Raw genomic sequence first — 20,872 nt, 5'->3', positions numbered from 1 at the left:
AGGGCCTCAATTGAGGCCCTTATAAGATATTGACGCCAATTTACAGTGCGGCAAACACATCGTCTGTCTTTGCGGCACAAACGAAATCATTTTTATGAAGACCTTTGATAGAATGGCTCCACCAAGTTACAGTCACTTTGCCCCACTCGGTTAACAAACCAGGGTGATGACCTTCTTCTTCTGCCATTGCACCTACAAGGTTGGTAAACTCAAGCGCCTTTTTAAAGTTTTTAAACTTAAATACACGCTCTAGCTGCATAATGCCATCGCGCACTTCAGGCACCCAATCAGGAATTTGCTTGATCAGTACCGCTAACTCTTCATCTGACACCTTAGGCGCATCAGCACGACACGCTTCACATTTTTGTGCACTTAAATCAGACATCTAATAAATCCTTAACTTGCTAATTTTTCTTTAGGGGGAAATTTTGGCTCAAATAAGCCCAACTCTTTTGCTTTTTCAACCAACGACATGATATCCATTTGTGAAATATCAAATAGATCATGGATTGAGTTAATGGTGTAGTACACAGGCTGCATAATATCAATGCGATACGGAGTACGTAATACGTCGGTTACCTCTAATGGTGAGATATCAGGCTTGTCCGTGTATACGTACTGTGTTTCACCCGGGCTTGATAAAATACCACCACCATAAATACGTAAACCATTTTCCGTTTGCATCAAACCAAACTCAACCGTAAACCAATATAAGCGAGCTAAATACACACGGTCTTTTTTGGCTGCTGCATAACCTAACTGACCGTATTTGTGAGTAAACTCTGCAAAATCAGGATTAGTTAACATGGCACAATGGCCAAATATCTCATGAAAAACATCTGGCTCTTGTAAATAATCAAACTCTTCCCGACTACGGATAAAAGTGGCTACTGGGAACTGTTTGTTCGCTAACAAGCGGAAAAATTCATCAAAATCAATAAGCGCTGGTACTGGAGCAACTTGCCAGCCGGTTTCTTTTTCAAGTACTGCATTAAGCTCGTGTAATTGTGGAATGCGATCATGTGGTAGGTTTATTTTTTTAAGCCCTTCCATATACTCGTCACACGCTTTGCCTTCTATGCATTTTAGCTGACGAGCTACTAACTCTGACCAAATTTGGTTCTCTTCATCGCTCCAAGCAATGATGCCATTTGCATCAGGTTGCTTGGAGGTATATTTACTCGATTTAGCCATAATAACCTTCTCACTACATCGGACGACCGTTAATGATCGCGCTTCAACTTGTAGCTACGATACTATGTAAAAGTAAGGAAAAGTTTAATAGTACAGCCTAACAACGCCTAGTGGATAAAGTTCCATTTTGTAAATTTAAACGTACAATTTTGTACAGTCAAAAAAACACCCGCCTACACGGCGGGTTTCATGACACTTTAGTGTAATTTTTAATTTACACCAAAAGCTAAAAATGCCTGTTCTAAGTCTTCAATAATATCTTCAACATCCTCTAGACCGATAGAAATACGAATTAAACCATCTGAGATCCCAGCAGCTTGACGCTCTTCAGATGTATAAGGTGAGTGTGTCATAGATGCAGGGTGTTGTATTAATGTCTCAGGATCACCAAGACTTACCGCAAGTGTACAAAGCTCTGTGGCATTAATAAACGCTTCTCCATCTTGCAAGCTTCCGTCGATTTCAAAAGCGATTACGCCGCCAGCCCCTTTCATTTGCTCACCAAGAAACTTATAGCCCGGATGCGACTTGAGTCCTGGGTAGAAAACTCTGCTTACTTTGGCGTGCTTGTCTAAAAATTCAGCCACTTTTTGTGCGCTTTCACAGTGTCTAGCCATACGCACGGCTAATGTTTTTAAACCTCTATTTATCAACCATGCATCATGAGGACTTATTGTTGCACCAATATCTTTGAGCACAGTCAGCTTAATGACTTCAATATGTTCTTGAGTACCACATACAACCCCTGCGACTACATCACCATGGCCATTTAAATATTTAGTGGCACTATGAATAACAATATCGATACCAAAATGTTTGGGCTTTTGCAGCAGGGGTGTCATAAAGGTGTTATCAATCACACTGATAAGCTGGTGTTGTTTAGCGAAATCCCCCAACATTTTTAAATCTAATACCGTCATATTTGGGTTGATGGGGGTTTCAGCAAATAACATTTTACTGTTTGGTTTAACTGCTGCTTTTAGCTCGGCTTCATTGGTCATATCAACAAACGTCACTTCGATACCAAATTTTGGCAACATATGGGCAAATAATGCAAAACTACACCCATACAGCGCACTAGATGCAATTAGATGGTCACCTTGCTGTAAAAAGCTCAATACCGATGCAGATACTGCACCCATACCTGTTGCCGTTGCGGCTGCGTCTTCCATTTCTTCTAACTGTGCGAGTTTTTGTTCCAACTCTCGTGTAGTCGGGTTGCCAAGTCGCGTATAGATATAGCCCGCCTCTTCTCCTGCAAAGCGAGCAGCTCCTTGCGCTGCATCTTTAAAACTAAATGTAGAGGTTTGATACAATGGAGCAGTTAATGCGCCATGTGGGTCATTGAAATGCTCTGGCCCGTGAATACATTGTGTGTTGTCATGGTACTTCTTCATAAATTAACCTGCTAACTTATTATTCTTTAATTGATTTATTTAATAAATATATAAATAAGTCAGCACGCCAAAATTCACAAGCAAGCCAGACGCTAAGACGGCTAGGTTATGCTAATCACTTAGCGTTAAGTGTACAAAATTGTTGTCACATCATCTTTTACTTTGCTTTTCACTTTGCTCAGTTCGCTTAAGTAATGTGTTTACTAGCTGGTTTACCGTTGACTTTAACAAACTCGGTTTATGCTCTAAGCGAGGTAATGGTCTACATAGCTCCATTGCCTTGTAGCCTAAACGCGCGGTAAATACACCAGCACTTAACCCCTGCCCAGCTCTTGCTGATAACTTACCAAGTAATTCAGCCCCCAAGCTTGTTGCAGCTAAGTCAGACACTAACTCTGTTGCCCCCACAAACACCATTTGCTTTACCAGCAATTTATACAAGGTAATACGACTGCGATAGCCCAAAGTCATACCATAATGCTTAGTGATAGCTTCAATTAAATGTACTCCGCGCCAAAGTACCGCCAGCATATCCACTAGCGCTAGAGGGCTCATGGCAACTAACATCGCGCTTGTCGTTGCATGTTGATTAATAATATTTTTTGCTTTTTGGTCTTGCGATTGCAATAAGCTAGACTCGTATAACTGCAATACTTCTTTGTCAGTATGGTGTACTTGCACAGCTGCTTTAAATTCAGCCACCTGCGATTTTGGGTGATGCGCTAATAAAGGCTCAAGCCAATGATGCGCCTCACCAATTTGCATACTATTGAGTAAGCGTACACCATCTTGTTGATGTTGTTGATGATGTTTTAAACGTCGTAATGCAACCACTTCTTTTACCACAAATACCACGGTACTTATTATTGCTAACCCCAGCACACTGGAATACAGCAGTGCCAATAACCAAGAATTTTGCATAGCTTCCACTATGCTATAAACGCTTTCTACTACTACCAGTATCAATAAACTTAATAAAAAAAGTTTGCCAACACTAAAACGCTTAGATGAGTGATTAAACACCTGACCCAACTCAATCTCGTTACTATCTAATGAAGATAAGTCGGCTGCTGCATTATCGTCTAGTTCATCAATATGTACTGCTTCAACACGCTTCCCCTTGGCTGTCGTACTATCTTGCTCTATGGCAGGTTCGTTTATTGATTCTATACGTCTGCCCGCACGCAGCTCATCACTTTGGCTCATACTAGCTTATCTCCAATTAAAAACTGCAATGCGTGATCAAGCCGAACATGGCCTAAATTACCTTGCTGCGCTTTTTGTGGATAAAAAGACAAGAATTCAAATCCATGCTTTGGCCACTGCTGCGCCGATATACAATGATTAGGTGGCTGCGGCGGTAAATAGGTTGTCCAATCATTTTCGCCCAGCACTTTGCCATAAACGCACTCTAAGTGTTGGCCATTGTCATTGACTTGTTTAGCTTGAGTACTTTGCACTGACGAAATTGCCATCGTATCAACAGCAACACCACTAAAGCGAAGTTCATTGCTTTGCTCCCCCAACATATCATTTAATAACAAAGCGATATCTGATTGCTGCGATGGGCTTACATGATCACATTTGTTCGCAGCAAATAGTACTTTATCAATCTTGGGATAGAACAACCGCTTGAGTAACCCTGATTTACCATAGTTAAATACTTGCATTAGATGTTGTAGCGCTTCACGCTGTGCTTGCAGGGTATCGGGCCCATCATTGAGCGCACTAAGCACATCGACTAATACCAACTGCCTATCAAACTGACAAAAATGCTGCTTATAAAAAGGCGTGACAACTTGCTGTTTATAGGCCTCAAAACGTGCTTCCAATTGCCTATATTGACTACTATCATGGGTATCATCTACAGGCATGACTGGAAAGAACAATAACACGGGGGCTCCCGCCAAATCAGACGGTATTAGCATTCTGCCCGGCTGTAACTGCGCTAATTTAGTCTTACTTTTAAGCGTACATAATAACTGCTGATAACTTTGCGCAAGTGTTTTCAATACGTGTTCATCAACATCATCAGTAGCGTTAAACACATCAAGCAAGGATAAAAATGCTTCACTGTATGGCTTATACTTATCGCGCTGTAATAACTCTAAAGTAGTGCGGCTCCAAGTTTGGTAGTCTTGTGACAACATAGGTAAATCGGCAAGCCACTCACCCGGATAGTCAATTAACTCTAAATAAACGGTACTCGTTGGCGATAAATGCGCACGCAAGCCACTGTGAGTATGAAACTTAAGCGCCAAAGTTAAGGTATTAATCCGCTCAGTTGATGCAGGCCATGTTGGCTGCTCCGCTAATAAACACGCACTGGCTCCTTGGTAATCAAAAGTTGGAATATCAAGTGCACGCTGGGGTACTTGTTTGGCAGCTATTAAACGCCCTTCTCGTACCACGTCAAAAAAAGGGAGGTTTTGCTTGTTCGCTTGGCTTGTTAGGTGTTTAACAAGAGCACTGATAAAAGCGGTTTTTCCGCTTCCACTAAAGCCGGTTACCGCTAGTTTAATATGTCGGTCTAAACTACGGTTTAACGCTTTTTGAGTATTATTTTTTAGTTTATCGAGGGCTTTTTTGGTAACAATTTTTGCTTTCATAAAGAATTAGATTCCCTCTATTGTGTAGCTAAATGCTGTGGCGTTAATACGCCACATTAGCTTAATGTTTGCTGTAATTACAGTTTGTTAATTTCTCGGCTAACAGTAAACTCGCTTGAAGTAACATACGTTTCCATACTTTGCACTCGAGTATCAAGGCGTGTTAAACGTTCTTTTAAATCAAATAGCGCACGTCTTGGCGGCTCACCCTTTTGCCATACTTTAAATTTAACCGAAATAGGGTCTTCATCTTGGCTACTGTAACCACTGTTCGTTTTATGTGCTTGAGTAACCGGCTTAGTATCTAAAATAAACCAACACGCAATGTAAGCAACCACAAATAAAGGTCCGCCAGATAACAACACCGCGGTGATCACTAAAATACGTACTAACCAAAGCTCCATGTTAAAATAATCACTAAGCCCAGCACATACGCCTGCTATTTTACCTCTTTTAGGATCGCGATATAATTCACGTTTTACGCTGCTCATACTTTGCGTCTCCACTGCGGTGCCTCTTGATCAAGCAAAGCTTCTAATGTTTCAACTCGCTCAGCCATTTTTTCAGCTTTACTGGCAAGCTCTAATAACTGGCGATGCTCATGCTCACTTAAACCTTGGCTTACTTGTTTTTTACTGCGGTAGTGTAAGATCAGCCATAAAGGCGCCACTACCAACATAAAAATAATAATCGGGGCTACTAAAACTTCTAAGTCCATATCGAGTACTCCAAACAAAGGACGGTATTTGTGTTGAGGCATCTATTGAGTTTAGCGCAATAGATGCCACTTAAGTTCACTTATTTTTTGCTAGCTTTTTCTTTAACTCAGCCAACTCGTCGTCAACTTTCTCATTCTTTTGCAAGTCTGCAATTTCGTCCGCTAACGATTTTTTACCTAAATCGTATGACTCAACTTGAGACTCTAAACCATCGATTTTGGTTTCATAACGTTCAAAGCGATTCAATGCATCTTCTACTTTAGAACTATCAAGCGCTTTTTTCACTTCCAATCGAGATTCAGCCGAACGTTGACGAAGCACAATAGCTTTTTGTCTTGCTTTGGCATCAGCGAGCTTTTCTTGTAAGGTAGCAACCTCTTGTTGCAGTTTTTCAATATGTGTTTCAACGTGCTCTAATTCAGACTGAACACTTTGCGCCGCATCTTCAGACTTTTGTCTTTCCATCAGTGCTGCGCGGGCTAAGTCTTCACGTTCTTTATTCAGTGCTAACTCAGCTTTTTCTTGCCATTGCTGTGTTTGTTCGTTTAGTTGCTCAACACGACGTGTTAGCTCTTTCTTTTCTGCTAATGTTTTTGCCGAAGTAGAACGTACTTCTACAAGTGTATCTTCCATTTCTTGAATGATAAGGCGAACCATTTTTTCTGGATCTTCTGCTTTATCTAAAATGGCATTGATATTAGAATTAACGATATCTGCAAAACGAGAGAAAATTCCCATAATCTTTACCTCTTTGGTTTATAAATTTAAATAGCTTACATTACATATATCAAATTGCTTGCCAACTTTTTAAAACCTAAAAAGAACCGATATATCATACAGTTATATTATTTGAAAAAAATCTTTAGTTCCCTGCTTTTTTCAAATACACTAACAGTTAGTAAAAATAACTAAGAGTTAGGCAATATGAGCCAGTTTCGCCAACAGGATAATTTACTCGGTCAATCTGACAGTTTTTTAACTGTGCTAGATCAAGTTTCACAACTTGCACCACTTGAAAAACCAGTCCTTATTATTGGTGAACGAGGTACAGGTAAAGAACTCATCGCAGCACGACTGCATTATCTGTCTGAACGTTGGGAACAAAGCTATATTAAGCTAAATTGCGCAGCGCTCAATGAAAACTTGCTAGAAAGTGAGTTATTTGGTCACGAAAGTGGTGCCTTCACCGGCGCAAGTAAGCGCCATGAAGGACGCTTTGAGCGCGCCAATGGCGGTACGTTATTTTTGGATGAACTAGCAAATACCTCTGCAATGGTTCAGGAAAAATTATTGCGTGTGATTGAATATGGCGAATTTGAGCGTGTGGGTGGTAAGAGCACCGTAAAAGTAGATACCCGTTTAGTATGTGCAACTAACGAAGACCTACCTACACTTGCTGATAATGGCGAATTTCGCCACGACTTACTCGATAGGTTGGCCTTTGATGTGATCACCCTACCACCGTTAAGAGCCCGACAAGAAGATATATTGCTGCTTGCTGAGCAGTTTGCAATTAATATGGCACGAGACTTACATTGGTCACTCTTCAGTGGCTTTACGCGTAAAGCTACTGATAAGCTACTAGAGTATGATTGGCCCGGCAACATACGTGAACTCAAAAATGTTATCGAACGAAGTTTGTACCGTCATGGCAGCGAAAGCCTACCCGTACACAACATTGTGTTAGACCCATTTGAAAGTCCGCATCGTCCTAAACAGCGTGTTAAAGCCCAAATAGTTAATAGCCACATGCCTGTTTCGATGCCCATTGTTGCGCAAGAACAAACACCTGCAGTTGAACTGACCAAGTCAGACCCTGAGATTGGGTTTCCATGTGACTTAAAGTCACTCTCCAATGATTTTGAAATTAACTTAATTGAAAGCGCACTCAAACACAGTCAATTTAACCAAAAGAAAACTGCACAAATGCTTGGTTTAACGTATCATCAGCTACGTGGATATTTGAAAAAATACAATTTGTTAGACTCAGGTCAAAAACAAGAGGCATAGGTGTGCGTAATTTGCTACTAGGTGCGTTATGTACCTACTTGCTAGGCTGTATAGATGCTAGCCAACAAACCATTAGAAAAACGCAAGGATTAGTATATTGCGCCGAGGCAAACCCTGTGTCTTTTAACCCGCAAGTCACAACCACAGGTTCAACCATTGATATAATTGCCAGCCAACTCTACGACACACTGCTGAGTATTGACCCCGAAACGGCAGAGTTTAAACCAGAAATTGCCACTCACTGGCAAGTGAGTAACAGCGGTAAAGCCGTGACATTTTATTTACGCCAAGGTATCGAGTTTCACCACACAAGCTATTTCTCTCCCACCCGCTCACTCAAAGCCGACGATGTGGTGTTTTCATTTAACCGCTTGTTTGATGTCTACAACCCTTATCATTTTGTGGGTGATGCCAGCTATCCTTACTTTCAAAGTGTTGGCTTAGATCAGCTTATTAGACAAGTCGTCAAAGTAGATGACTACACAGTTCGTTTTGAGCTGTTTAATGCTGAAAGTAGCTTTTTATCAAACTTAGCCACAGACTTTGCGGTCATTCTATCGAAAGAATATGCTGACCACTTAGCGGCTATTGAACAAAAAGATTTATTTGATATGTACCCTATCGGTACAGGCCCCTATAAATATAAAAACTACTTACGCGATAACCTCATCCGCTACCACCGCAATGAAAATTACTGGAAACATCCAGTCCCCATGCAACAACTCGTGTTCGATATAACCACCAATGGCACCAGTCGAATTGCAAAAATGCTGACTAAAGAATGTGATATCACGGCGCACCCTAGTGCCACGCAGTTAAGTGTGCTTAACGAGCGAACTGACATTCGTGTTGATAAAGCGCCCAACCTCAATATTGGCTATTGGGCTTTTAACACTGAAAAGCCGCCATTTGATAATTTGTTGGTCCGCAAAGCGCTGGCACATTCAGTCGATTTTGAAAAAATCATGCAAGCGGTGTTTTATGGTAATGGCATTATTGCACGCTCACATTTACCACCCTCATCTTGGGCCTATGAAGCACAAAAAAATATGCCCGCATATAACCCTGACTATGCCAGACAGCTACTTATCGAAGCGGGTTTTGAGCAAGGGTTTAGTATGACACTATGGGCTATGCCCGTATCGAGAATATATAACCCAAATGCGCGCAAAATGGCTGAGCTTATTCAAAGTGATTTAAAGCAAATTGGTATTTCAGCGCAAATCATCGAATATGAGTGGAATACCTTCCTAGAACGAATTGGTCAGCATGAGCATGATAGCGTATTATTAGGATGGGCTGCAGATACACCCGACCCTGATAATTTTTTCAGCCCACTACTGAGCTGTACTGCCACTTTTAGTGGTAAAAACCCGGCCAATTGGTGCAACCCCGAGTTTGACTTGCTACTGACTCAGGCGCTTGATACCACAGATGTTGAACAACGCAAGGTTTTTTACCATCAAGCTCAAAGAATGATCATCGAGCAGCTACCACTGGTTCCTATTGCCCATGGAATGCGCTTTCAAGCAACAAGTAGTGACATAAAAGATATCTCCTTGCGCCCCTTTGGTGGTATTTCTCTTGGTAAGGCGAGGCGAGACTAATGCTATTTGAATATTTATTAAGGCGCTTGAGTCTGCTGCTTTTTATGGTATTCACACTCACAGTGTTTACTTTTTCACTGAACTATATGTTTCCGGGTGAATTACTAAGTAATATCACAGGCCAAATAAACCCCACTTATGAGCAAAGTCAAGAGCTTATACAGCAGTATCAGTTAGATAAAGGCATATTCATTCAATACTTAGCTTTTGTAGAACGCATTGTGCAAGGTGATTGGGGGCTCTCACTCTCATCAGGGCAACCCGTTTTTGAGCAAATTGTTAAACTGTTTCCAGCCACCTTAGAGCTATGCGTGTATGCCCTTGCAATGGCAGTTCTTTTTGGTATACCCGGCGGTATAATTGCCTCTGTTTATCACAAACGTTGGCCTGAAAAAGTGATTAACTCTTTAAGTTTGCTCGGCTTTTCAGTACCTATCTTTTGGCTAGCCTTGTTGCTTATTATGGTGTTTTGTTTAGGGTTAGGCTTGTTCCCCATGTCAGGTCGCATCGGCTTACTCTATGAAGTAGATCCAATTAGCAATTTTATTTTACTGGATATTATCTTACAAGGCTTCCCCTATGAAGGGCTTGCATTTGTTGACGCACTGCATCATTTAGCATTGCCTACTGTGGTATTAGCTATGTACCCAACCACGGTGTTAATCCGTTTTACTCGAGATTCGATGCTAGATGTATTGGAGCAAAACTATATTAAAACTGCTCGGGCAAAAGGCTTAAATCGACGTCAATTAATCATGCATCACGCACTGAGAAACGCTTTGTTACCCGTCATCAAACAGATTGGTCTACAGTTTAGTACCTTGATCACGCTTGCGATGATCACCGAAGTTATATTCTCATGGCCAGGCGTTGGCCGCTGGCTTATAGATAGCATCTACCAACGTGACTACCCTGCTATTCAAGGCGGATTATTAGCTGTTTCTATGTTTGTCATTTTAGCAAATATGTTGGCTGAATTTAGCCATACTTTGTTTGACCCATTATCGAGAAATCAGGCCCATGGCAAAGTTTAGTTTATTTAGTGAAGAGTCAAACCGCTCACCGCTATCTAGGTTATGGCGTAAGTTTAAATCTAACCACCCAGCTTTGGTTGGTCTATGGGTATTCGTTGCACTAACGCTACTGGCATTCACTGCACCGTTTATTGCACCTTATGGCATTAACCAACAACATGGAGACGCCTTGTTACTCCCACCTTCATGGCATGAGTTAGGTGATGTTCGCTTTATACTTGGTACAGATGACTTAGGTCGAGATGTACTTTCAAGACTAATGAATGGGGCAACATTTACCTTTGGCTTATCGATTGTGGCGGCCTTGGTTACCACTTTAATTGGCGTTGTGTTGGGGACTTTTGCTGGGATAAGCAAAGGGTTTCGTTCTAGTTTGTTAAACCACTTACTAGACATAACGCTATCAATCCCCTCTTTGCTACTGGCGATAATTATTATTGCGGTGCTCGGGCCTGGCCTACTCAATACCGTATGGGCGATTATATTTGCTCTACTACCACAGCATATACATTCAGTGAGAAACCTAGTTGTTGAAGAACTAAACAAAGACTATATCAGTGCTTTTCGTCTAGATGGTGCCTCTAAATGGCAAATTTTAACACGCGGTGTATTGCCAAACATTTATGAGCATATCGTGGTCATTTTTACTATGGCTTTATCAACTGCTATCTTAGATATTGCGGCTCTGGGCTTTTTAAAGTTAGGTGCACAACCGCCAACTACTGAGTGGGGAGCCATCCTTGCCGAAAACCTCAGTCTAATTTACCTCGCGCCTTGGACAGTAGGCCTACCTGGTGTGTTATTATTCATTGCGGTGTTGTCTACAAACTTAGTCGGTGATGGCTTAAGGCAAGTACTTAAAGGGCGTAAGGTGGATTAATGCAGCTATTAGATATTCGCAATTTAACGATTGAATTGCACACCGAAAGCGGTGTGATACGCGCTGTAGACAGAATAAACTTAAGCCTTAAAGAAGGTGAAGTGCACGCATTAGTGGGTGAGTCTGGCTCAGGTAAAAGCTTAATTGCCAAAGCTATTGTGGGCGTACTTAACAAACGCTGGCGCGTCACCGCAGATAGAATGCATTGGCAAGGAGTTGATTTAATGCGACTAAGCCCTGAAAAGCGCCGAAAAGTAGTTAGCCGTGATATGGCAATGATTTATCAAGAACCAAGTCGTAGTTTAGACCCTACAGCAAAAATTTATGAACAAGTGGCTGAATCATTACCTGATAGCAGTTTTAAGAATAGTTTTTTTGCTCGCGGTAGTGAACGAAAAAACAAAGTGAAAGCGCTCCTGCACAAAGTGGGGATAAGAGACGATAAAAAAGTCGCCAGCAGCTACCCCCATGAACTCTCTGAAGGGGTATGTCAAAAGGTGATGATTGCCATGGCAATAGCACGTAGCCCAAAGTTATTGATTGCTGATGAACCAACCACCGCCTTAGAAAGCATAGCCAAAGCGCAAATTTTTAGATTACTAAAAAGCCTTAACCAATTAAAAAACATGTCGGTTTTGATGATTTCTCATGAGCTTGAAGAGATCACTGACTGGTCACATGCGATGCATGTTTTATACTGCGGCCAGATGGTCGAAGCTGGGCCAACCGCAAAGGTATTTAGCACACCATGTCACCCGTACACTCAGGCATTAGTAAAAAGCTTACCTGATTACGCGCAAGGGCTTGCTCATAAAGAGCCTTTTTATGCCCTTAAAGGGACTATTCCGCCATTACAGCACCTGCCTATTGGCTGTCGCCTTGGCCCTCGCTGTCCACAAGCACAAAAACAATGTGTGGTCACCCCCACGCAAAGTAAAGTCCATAGTCATACCTATGCGTGTCACTTTCCGCTGGTAAAGGAAAAGCCCAAATGCAACCGCTCTTAAAAGTTCAAGCGCTGAATAAATCATTTTGCACCCGTGCGGGTGTGTTCAAACGCAAGCATGCTCAGGTGTTAACAGATATATCATTCTGCGTAGGTCAAGGTGAGACATTGGCGATTATCGGTGAAACAGGATCAGGTAAAAGTACCCTAGCGAGAGTGTTAGCGGGTGCCGATCACGCAGATAAAGGGCAAATTTTACTCAACGGAGAAACAATCGAAGATGATGGTATTCGATGCGATGAATGTCGCCACATTCGATTAATTTTTCAAGACCCAACTCGCTCTTTAAACCCAGGTTTAACCATTGGTGACATGTTAGATGATTGTTTAAGTCTCAACACTGAACTTACACAGCAACAACGAGATAAAAAGATTAAACATACGTTGACTCGTGTCGGGTTACTGACTGAGCACTATGAATATTACCCCCATATGTTCAGTGGTGGACAATTGCAACGTGTGGCATTAGCACGAGCGTTAATTTTAGACCCCAAAGTGGTGGTATTGGATGAGGCTCTGTCATCGCTTGACCCCTCAGTAAGGGCGCAAACAGTTAACTTACTGTTAGAGTTACAACGAGAGTCTGGGCTTAGCTATGTGCTTATCACCCACCACCTAAGCTTAGTGAAGCATATGAGCGATCAATTACTGGTGCTTAATAAAGGTAAAGTGGCTGAATACGGCAACACACTGGCTATATTCGCTGAACCAAAATCACGCGTCATGCAGCGACTGTTGAATGTTTAATATCATATATTCGGCGTTCAATTGATAGGTACAACCCACTCTAGCCCTAATGGATTTTCACCCCTATATTAAAATTTACTCAAATAGAATAACGACCTACCCAAATTTTTGCCTAATTACTAAGCCATTTATCAGTCGGGATATCGGGTCATTTATTTAGAGGCTGTTGATTTTTGCTGTGCGTTTTTACAGCAGTCATTCGGGGGTTTTGGCAAGGCAGAACCTGTATCCATAGATATTCTATGTAAGCTAGGTAATAACGTAGAAAAAATGCCCGAAGACGATTTTGAACCGTTTTCCATCAGCTTTCATCGTTGCAATTTTTACTTGTTGAATCTTATTATGTTTATTTAGTTATGTATGACAATAAACTTGTTTATTATAACGGATTAGCATCAATCAGCCATGTGCTAATAAAGCTAAGTTGGCTGCGCCCCAAGCAATGACTTTACCATCTTTACTCAAATCGACTTAGTACAAACCATGGAGCAAACCTACTCACTATAATAGGTTTAAATATTCGATTCGCTAACCAACGATTTAGGCTCTAAACTTTGGTATATTCTAAGCTCATAGAGATTATGAATGCTTATCCGGTTATTACTCATATTTTTATTTGTAAGCTTTTATGCAATGCCATCTGCACCGACCCCCCAGCAGGTGAAAGCCGCAAGTGGTAAACAACAATTGTTGTTGCTTAATCAATACATGAAAGCACAGTCAAATGTGAATGCCAGAGAAGCGTTAGCACTTGCTCAGTCCCTCACACCAAATTTACCGCTTCAACAATATCCCCAACAAAGGTTATTATTGCAACTATGGCAAGGTGTAGCGCTGACTATGCTAGGTAAACAGCGTGATGCATTAATTTTACTCGACACAGTAATTAATGAATCTAAAAGCGCAGGATTTTCAGACATTTCCGTAGAGGCCCTTTATCACCGTGCGGACGTGTACGTAGAGCTGTGGAACTATGAATTGGCTTTATCGGATGGGTTTGAAGCATTATCTATGCTCGAAAAAAAAGGCGACCTCAAGAAAATAGCCGATGCACAAACAGCCATCGCTAATATGTATGATTATCAAGATAAAATACCTCAGGCATATGAGTGGTTCTTGAAGGCCAAAAATAATTATATTGCGGTAAATGATATCAAAGGAGAAGTTAGCTCTCTAGGGAGCATTGGTTTAATGTATCGTTTTGTCGGTGACTTTGATAATGCGCTAAGCTATCAATTGCGAGCGATTGAAGGGCACAGAAAAATCGGCGACCAAAGAAAGCTCGCCATTAGTTATAACAACACCGCAATTATTTACAAAGACCTTGGAAAATATCAAGAAGCCATAAACATGCACACAAAATCACTCGAACTCAAACGCAAACTAGGCTACGAGCGAGGGATGGTATTCTCGTTTAATAACTTAGGCGAAACTTATCGTTTAGCCGGTGACTTAGAAGCGGCTAAAGCTTATTTAACCAAAGCTGAGTCGTTAGCGAACAAACTCAAAAACCGAAAGTTACTAAGTTCGACAAACCTATATTTGGGACGCATTGCGATTACCGAGCAGCGTTACGACGATGCTAGACGAATCTTAGACGCTGCAATGCAAACTTATCAAAAGAGTAATGAAACAGCCCGAATTGCTGAAGGCTTTTTGGAACATGGCAACCTTTCAAATTTAACAGGCCAACCTGAGCTTGCGATAACACAATTACTTAAAGCGATTGAGTATGCTAAAAAAGCCCAAAAAAATGTCGTGCTGCTTAAAGCCTATGATTTATTGTCACAAACATATGCAGATCTTGGCAATTATAAAACAGCCTATAAAATGCAAAGAACTTATCAGTCAAGCAGAGACACATTATTTGATCTTTCTAGTCAGCAGCGTATAGAAATGCTCATAGTAAAAAACAATATAAATGAAACGCGACGCAATTTAAAATTTATCAAACAAGAATCTATGCTCACAGAGGCTGAACTTCATAACAAAATTACAAATCGTAATTTCATGATATTAGCGGCATTAAGTACTTTGATTTTATTAGGCTTCTTCTATAATCGACGGGCACTTCAATTAGCAAATAAATCCCGAGAGGCGATACAAGAAAAAGAGCAAAAACTCAGCCTAGCACTTTGGGCTAGCAGCGATGTATTGTGGAGCTGGGATATTGAAAAACAAAAAGTTTCACGAGAAAATGCAAGTCAATTAGGTGTGAATCCGTGCGATGATATCAACCCTAATTGGGAGAATTTAAACATCCACAGTGACGACCTTAAGCGTTTAACCGCATGCTTGGATGCGATATTAGAAAAAAAAGAACAATCGTTTGAAGTCTCTTATCGTGTTAAAACCAAAAATGGCGAGTGGACTTGGGTACAAGACAAAGGAAAAGTTGTAGAAATAGGCAGTAACAACGAGCCGTTAAAAGTAGCAGGGATACAGCATGATATTACTATTTTAAAGCAACAAGAAGCTGATTTAGTTGTTTTAAATACGGAACTTGAACAGCGGGTAAAGCAACGAACACATGATTTAGAAGCTGCACTTGATAACCTAAAAGCAACGCAGCAAAGCCTAGTTGAAGCAGAGAAAATGGCAGCATTAGGTTCTTTAGTTGCCGGCTTAGCTCATGAAATTAATCCCCCTTTAGGTACTGTGATCATGGCAGTCACTCACTTAAATGCGCAATTAAAGCAGTTGGAAGTGATGACTGATAAAGGCACATTATCGAAACAAGAATTGATAAAATGCCTGAGCATCTCAATTCAAAGTGCTGACCTTATTTTTACCGGAATAAAACGCACCTCAGCGTTGGTAGAACAATTTAAACGCGTTGCTGTTTCGGCAAAGGGAGAGGGGCAAGTAACCTACCGCTTTGACGAAATTGTCAATACTGCGTTCCATACGGCCTTTAACGCCTTGGGTAAACCACAAAACGTCACTTTAGTTGCAGTAACACAAAGTGAAATAACCACTTATATTGACCCTTTACTTCAAGTTATCGAACAATTACTCAGCAATGCTATTGAACATGCTGAGCCTAATGACATGTTAAACCTTTATGTGACAATGCGTGATATTGGCGAATTTTATGAGGTAATTGTTGAAGACGACGGTGTAGGTATTAATGATAGTGAACGTAGCAAAATATTTGAGCCATTTTATACTTTAGCTCGTCATAAAGGCCATGCTGGACTGGGTCTTAATATTACCTTTAACCTTGTTTCACAAGTACTCGATGGAAAAATTCATTGCGAACGTTCAGAGTTTGGCGGTGCTAAATTTATTTTCAGCGTTAAAAAAGAACAAAGTCATAATGGAGTACCTAATCTTTAATAAATTATGGCAAAAAATTAAAATAACCTTAAACAAATTAATAGTTTGAGTAAAAAAACTTCACCATATCGATTATATGCAAGTCAAGCTAACCAAGTAGACTATTTAAATCTATTATCTTGCAACGAACACTGATATGTCTCCAATAGTGGCAAATGTATCAACATAAAAAGGAAGGCTAAGCCTTCCTTTTTTACTTATTTACTCAAAAAATAACTTATCTCTTTGCTTTTTGCCGACTTCGTTCATGGTCGCAGCATCATACAAGCGACCGTTAATCATGGTATAAGCCACTTTATCTGTATCACGAATATTACTTAGTGGGTCACCGTCAATGACCACTAAATCAGCCAACTTACCCACTTCAATAGAGCCAATGTGATGGTCCAGACCCACATACTTGGCTGGGTCTAGCGTTGCCGCACGCAATGCTTCAAGCGGCGTCATGCCACCTTGAGCAAACATCCAAATTTCCCAATGTGCCGCTAAGCCTTCACGCTGACCGTGCGCACCTAAGTTTACCAATACCCCCTCATCTTGCAGCTCTTTAGACACTCTGGCGTTGCTAAAATGGTTATAGTGATGCTCAGGTGCTTTTACACGGCGCATAGAACGCGGTAATAACTGGTTTTTAGGCACAAACTTACTTAAACGCGGGTGATTCCACACATCCGTTTTATCATACCAATAGTTTTCACCCCAAATTCCCCCGTAGGCTACACCTAATGTCGGCGTATAACCAACTTCGCTTTGCGACCATAATTGTTTAACATCATCATAAATATTGGCAACTGGCAGTGAATGCTCAACACCTGTATGACCATCAACAACCATGGTTAGATTATGTTGCAATAGTGACCCCCCCTCAGGCACCACCATCATGCCTAACTCTCTAGCCGCTTCGACTACTTGTTGGCGTTGTTCACGACGCGGCTGGTTGTATGATTTAACACTAAATGCGCCCACTTTTTGCAAACGTTCAATGTGGAATTTAGCGTCATCAAGTGAATCAATGTGCGCCGTGTAACCCGGTACATTCGCCCCATATAAAATGGTGCCTGTTGAGAAAATGCGTGGGCCTACAATTTTGCCCGCTTTTTGCATTTCACTTGCAGCAAAAATTTCAGTGGTATCGTTAGATGGGTCATGAATGGTGGTTACACCCAAAGATAAGCCAGCAAGGTTCTTCCAGTTTTGCTCTGGTACAATCTCATCACTTGCTTGTGAGCCATGCGCGTGTGCATCAACCAGACCAGGAATAATTGTTTTACCAGCTACATCAACAACCTCTACACCTTGAGGTATTACTACTTCTGCTGCTGTACCAACGGCTTTAATGTGCTTTCCATCGGTTAACACCACACCATTTTTAATAACCTTATCACCCTGCATGGTCACAATCGTCGCACCCGTTAGTGCAATCATGCCCTCAGGCTCAGCCATATCTTGCTTAAAGCCAATATTGGTGCCACTTTTCACTTTAAAGTCAGCTGCCTTATCTTGCTTTATATCAAACATACCATCGAGGTTTGCATGATAAAGTTCAGGGCCTAAACTCCAGTAAAGCTTATCGCCTTTAGCGCTCCAGCTGATGTTTTCACCTGCACGCTGTGAGAGCTGCTCAACTGGGAACTGTTTATCGGTAGGAGAAATCGAAATAGTTTTACCGGTTTGCACAAATGGCGTTACAAATACTTTAAAGCGCTCAGCGAATGCTAGGTATTTACCATCTGGAGATACTCTAAACTCAGTCGCATGTTTGGCTTCATACAATACCCGTGTCTTTTTAGTTGCTAATTCAATTGAGCGAAGTTCAGGGTGTTTACCGTGGTCCATCATATAAAGGATATCATTACTATCTGCAAACTGGGCTTGATAGCCACTTTCACTGATCAGCTCAGGCTTGCCACCGTTACTTGATACCTGATAAAGGCCCGGCTTAAGTGACCACTGTGGATTTAAAATCGAACCACCACGCGTTTTGCGAAATACCACGGTTTGACCATTAGGGCTAAATGAGGGCTCTACATATTTACCCGGTTCAGTCGTTACCGTTTTGCCTTTACCATTACTAGCTGAAACTACCCGAACACTGCCCTGCTTGTTATCGTCCCAAGTGGTGTAGGCAATCTTTTTGCCATCACGTGAGAACTGAGGGAAAAACTCAAAGTGGTCGTTCTGTGAGGTTAAGCGAGCAACTTTGCCAGATGCTAGATCACGCTTATAAATGTGGCCCATAGCTTCAAATATTGCGGTTTCGCCATTGGGTGATACCTGCACATTGCGCAACATTTTTACATCAAACTGGTCTTGATCAAGGTTTTGTGCAAAACGCAGTGCTTTTTGAATTTTTTTCGTTGTATTAACGGCAAATTCAATGGTTTTGATAGACTTGTCTTTCACTGCTAGTTGATGAATTTTACCGCCAGCCCAAAATACAATATTTTCGTTATCAGGGGTCCATGCAATTGTTGGGTAAACACCGTGAATGGCCCACGTTTCTTGCATGTCGCGCTCAAGGTTACCATATAGCTTAGTTTCTTTACCCGACGCTAAGTCGTACAAATACAAACTGCTTTGAAAATCATCGCGCTTAACATACGCCAATGTTTTACCATCAGGTGAAGGTGTTGGCCTAATAGCCCCACCCATGCCAGATAAAATGACTTTAATTTCGCCCGTATCTCTGTCATAACGCTTAATTTTATATATGCCGGCAACTGAGTCTTTTGAATAGTGGAACGTTTTACCCGGTGTAGCATCTTGAGAAAAGTAAACGTAGCGGCCATCAGGTGAAAACGCCGGTTCACCTAAATCTTTTTGATCGTTCGCACGTTTAGTTAGCTGAAAGCCCGTACCACCGGATTTGTGATACATCCAAACTTCACCGGCACCTAATGAACGCGTACCTGTAAAATGCTTACGCGCTACAAGGTAGTCTCCATCAGGACTCCAAGCCGGGCTATTTAACAAACGAAACGTTTCATTTGTTACTGCTGTTTGCTCTGTTCCATCCACTTTCATCAACCAGATATTGTCACCACCACCCTGATCCGAGGTAAAGGCGATATGTTGACCATCTGGACTAAAACGCGGTTGCATCTGCCAACCAATATCACTGGTTAACTGTGTTGCTTCACCACCAGAGGCCGCCATCGTATAAATATCACCCAGCAAGTCAAACACTAAGGTTTTACCATCTGGGCTTATATCCACATTCATCCAAGTGCCCTGAGTCACAGAGATGTTGGCATCTAAAAACTCACCTTGTGGTGCATCCACATTCCATTTTTCTGATTTACTTTCTTCGGTGGCGTGGGCACTGCCCAGCGCGAGTGCAATAGAGAGCGACAGTGCGCTATAAAACTGTTTTTTCTTCATTATTAGACTCTCAACTTAAATTTCGCCCATCACAACAAAAATTAACTAAAGTTGCCAGTAAAATGCCATCAAATACATATTTTTGCGGCTATTTAAAAAAGGTATGATTAACCACGCTGCCAGTCGCTTGGGTCAAACTCAAAGTAACGCATCAGTAAATGGTAAAGTTCGGGGTCATAACTTTTTAATTGCGCTGGTTTTTCAATAAATGTCTCAGTCAATACGGCAAAAAATTCCGCTTCATTGGTAGCACCATAACTATGCATCACATGCGGCATTTGATATGCCACATGGCTTTTCAAATTATTATAAGCACGCGCAAACACGCGCCCCCAATCAGCGTAGTCTTGCTTACTATTTAACTGCGGCGTACCATTGGTTTGCCCTGTTTGTTGGTCCAATTGGTGGGCAAACTCATGAAACACCAAGTTATGACCATCGCCGGGTAAACGATTACCCTCTAATACATCATGCCAACTCAACACTAACGTGCCTCCGGGCCAAGACTCCCCTTGCCTGATTGAGGTATGGTAGTTAACCAAACCAGCACCATCAGTGTTCGTTTGTGGCACATAATAACTACTGGGATAGAGTAAAACCTCTTTGACATTAGGGTACAGTGGCCACGCTTGTTTAAGTACGAGCAAACACGCATCAGCGGCAACAATAAGCGCCATGGCGCGGTTTATTTTTAATCCATCACGACCTAATATTCGTTTTTCACCTAAAAACCAAACAATGTGCTTTTCCAAAGCGGTTCGATCTGCATCGGTCATGGCTCGATAAATTGGCATATATTTAAGCAACACTTGCTTATCAATATGTGACAAATTTTGCGCTTGGTATTTTTTTGCCCAAATTACAGTTTGGATAGACTGCCAACGCCAATACATGGCAACAAAAACCACCAGTACCAGCAATAGAAAAATATTTATCATTTTAATTACTT

General features: G+C 41.4%; 17 protein-coding genes. 7 read left to right on the top strand and 10 right to left on the bottom strand.

Annotated elements, in window-relative coordinates:
• Nucleotides 1-40: 40 nt before the first annotated feature.
• From SANK73390_RS13185 to pspA, 8 genes are all read right to left on the bottom strand, one after another.
• The gene (locus SANK73390_RS13185; RefSeq protein ID WP_261591800.1) at nt 41-385 is read right to left on the bottom strand and encodes a 4a-hydroxytetrahydrobiopterin dehydratase; all 345 of its coding nucleotides are present in this window, start codon (nt 383-385) and stop codon (nt 41-43) included.
• Between the two features lie 11 nt (nt 386-396).
• Nucleotides 397-1,194, bottom strand: coding sequence for a phenylalanine 4-monooxygenase (phhA, locus tag SANK73390_RS13180; protein ID WP_261591799.1), 798 nt, complete (start codon nt 1,192-1,194; stop codon nt 397-399).
• 209 nt (nt 1,195-1,403) lie between these two features.
• Entirely contained in the window at nt 1,404-2,591 is a 1,188-nt protein-coding gene (locus SANK73390_RS13175) for a trans-sulfuration enzyme family protein (RefSeq protein WP_462766456.1), read from the bottom strand.
• A gap of 150 nt (nt 2,592-2,741) precedes the next feature.
• Nucleotides 2,742-3,797, bottom strand: coding sequence for a TIGR01620 family protein (locus tag SANK73390_RS13170; RefSeq protein WP_462766454.1), 1,056 nt, complete (start codon nt 3,795-3,797; stop codon nt 2,742-2,744).
• Nucleotides 3,794-5,200, bottom strand: coding sequence for a YcjX family GTP-binding protein (locus SANK73390_RS13165; protein WP_462766452.1), 1,407 nt, complete (start codon nt 5,198-5,200; stop codon nt 3,794-3,796). Before SANK73390_RS13165 ends, SANK73390_RS13170 begins: the two co-directional genes overlap by 4 nt.
• A 77-nt stretch (nt 5,201-5,277) precedes the next feature.
• Nucleotides 5,278-5,691, bottom strand: a complete 414-nt coding sequence (pspC, locus tag SANK73390_RS13160; protein WP_462766451.1) for an envelope stress response membrane protein PspC — start codon at nt 5,689-5,691, stop codon at nt 5,278-5,280.
• A complete protein-coding gene (gene pspB / locus SANK73390_RS13155) occupies nt 5,688-5,918 on the bottom strand; it encodes an envelope stress response membrane protein PspB (protein WP_261591794.1) in 231 nt (76 codons plus the stop codon). Before pspB ends, pspC begins: the two co-directional genes overlap by 4 nt.
• A 76-nt stretch (nt 5,919-5,994) precedes the next feature.
• A complete protein-coding gene (pspA, locus tag SANK73390_RS13150) occupies nt 5,995-6,657 on the bottom strand; it encodes a phage shock protein PspA (RefSeq protein WP_261591793.1) in 663 nt (220 codons plus the stop codon).
• 186 nt (nt 6,658-6,843) lie between these two features.
• On the opposite strand from pspA, the gene pspF reads away from it, so the two are divergent.
• From pspF to SANK73390_RS13115, 7 genes are all read left to right on the top strand, one after another.
• Entirely contained in the window at nt 6,844-7,929 is a 1,086-nt protein-coding gene (gene pspF / locus SANK73390_RS13145) for a phage shock protein operon transcriptional activator (RefSeq protein WP_462766449.1), read from the top strand.
• A 2-nt stretch (nt 7,930-7,931) separates the two neighbouring features.
• Nucleotides 7,932-9,536, top strand: coding sequence for an ABC transporter substrate-binding protein (locus tag SANK73390_RS13140; RefSeq protein WP_462766447.1), 1,605 nt, complete (start codon nt 7,932-7,934; stop codon nt 9,534-9,536).
• The gene (locus SANK73390_RS13135) at nt 9,536-10,570 is read left to right on the top strand and encodes an ABC transporter permease (RefSeq protein ID WP_462766445.1); all 1,035 of its coding nucleotides are present in this window, start codon (nt 9,536-9,538) and stop codon (nt 10,568-10,570) included. Before SANK73390_RS13140 ends, SANK73390_RS13135 begins: the two co-directional genes overlap by 1 nt.
• Nucleotides 10,557-11,450: an ABC transporter permease subunit gene (locus tag SANK73390_RS13130; protein ID WP_261591789.1), complete on the top strand. Its 894-nt coding sequence runs from the start codon at nt 10,557-10,559 to the stop codon at nt 11,448-11,450. Before SANK73390_RS13135 ends, SANK73390_RS13130 begins: the two co-directional genes overlap by 14 nt.
• Nucleotides 11,450-12,457: a peptide ABC transporter ATP-binding protein gene (locus SANK73390_RS13125; protein ID WP_261591788.1), complete on the top strand. Its 1,008-nt coding sequence runs from the start codon at nt 11,450-11,452 to the stop codon at nt 12,455-12,457. Before SANK73390_RS13130 ends, SANK73390_RS13125 begins: the two co-directional genes overlap by 1 nt.
• Nucleotides 12,442-13,203, top strand: a complete 762-nt coding sequence (locus SANK73390_RS13120; protein ID WP_261591787.1) for an ATP-binding cassette domain-containing protein — start codon at nt 12,442-12,444, stop codon at nt 13,201-13,203. Before SANK73390_RS13125 ends, SANK73390_RS13120 begins: the two co-directional genes overlap by 16 nt.
• Before the next feature lie 585 nt (nt 13,204-13,788).
• Nucleotides 13,789-16,542 (top strand): tetratricopeptide repeat protein, encoded by a 2,754-nt coding sequence (locus tag SANK73390_RS13115; protein WP_462766443.1) that lies wholly within the window; start codon nt 13,789-13,791, stop codon nt 16,540-16,542.
• A gap of 201 nt (nt 16,543-16,743) precedes the next feature.
• Here SANK73390_RS13115 and SANK73390_RS13110 read toward each other — a convergent pair whose 3' ends face one another.
• Both SANK73390_RS13110 and SANK73390_RS13105 read right to left on the bottom strand, forming a co-directional pair.
• Nucleotides 16,744-19,923, bottom strand: a complete 3,180-nt coding sequence (locus SANK73390_RS13110; protein WP_462766441.1) for an amidohydrolase family protein — start codon at nt 19,921-19,923, stop codon at nt 16,744-16,746.
• Between the two features lie 107 nt (nt 19,924-20,030).
• Complete coding sequence (locus SANK73390_RS13105; protein WP_462766440.1) at nt 20,031-20,861, bottom strand: M90 family metallopeptidase; 831 nt, start codon at nt 20,859-20,861, stop codon at nt 20,031-20,033.
• Nucleotides 20,862-20,872: the final 11 nt, after the last annotated feature.

The organism is Pseudoalteromonas sp. SANK 73390 (genome assembly GCF_054966645.1).
This window is presented reverse-complemented; position numbering and strand designations above follow the sequence as displayed.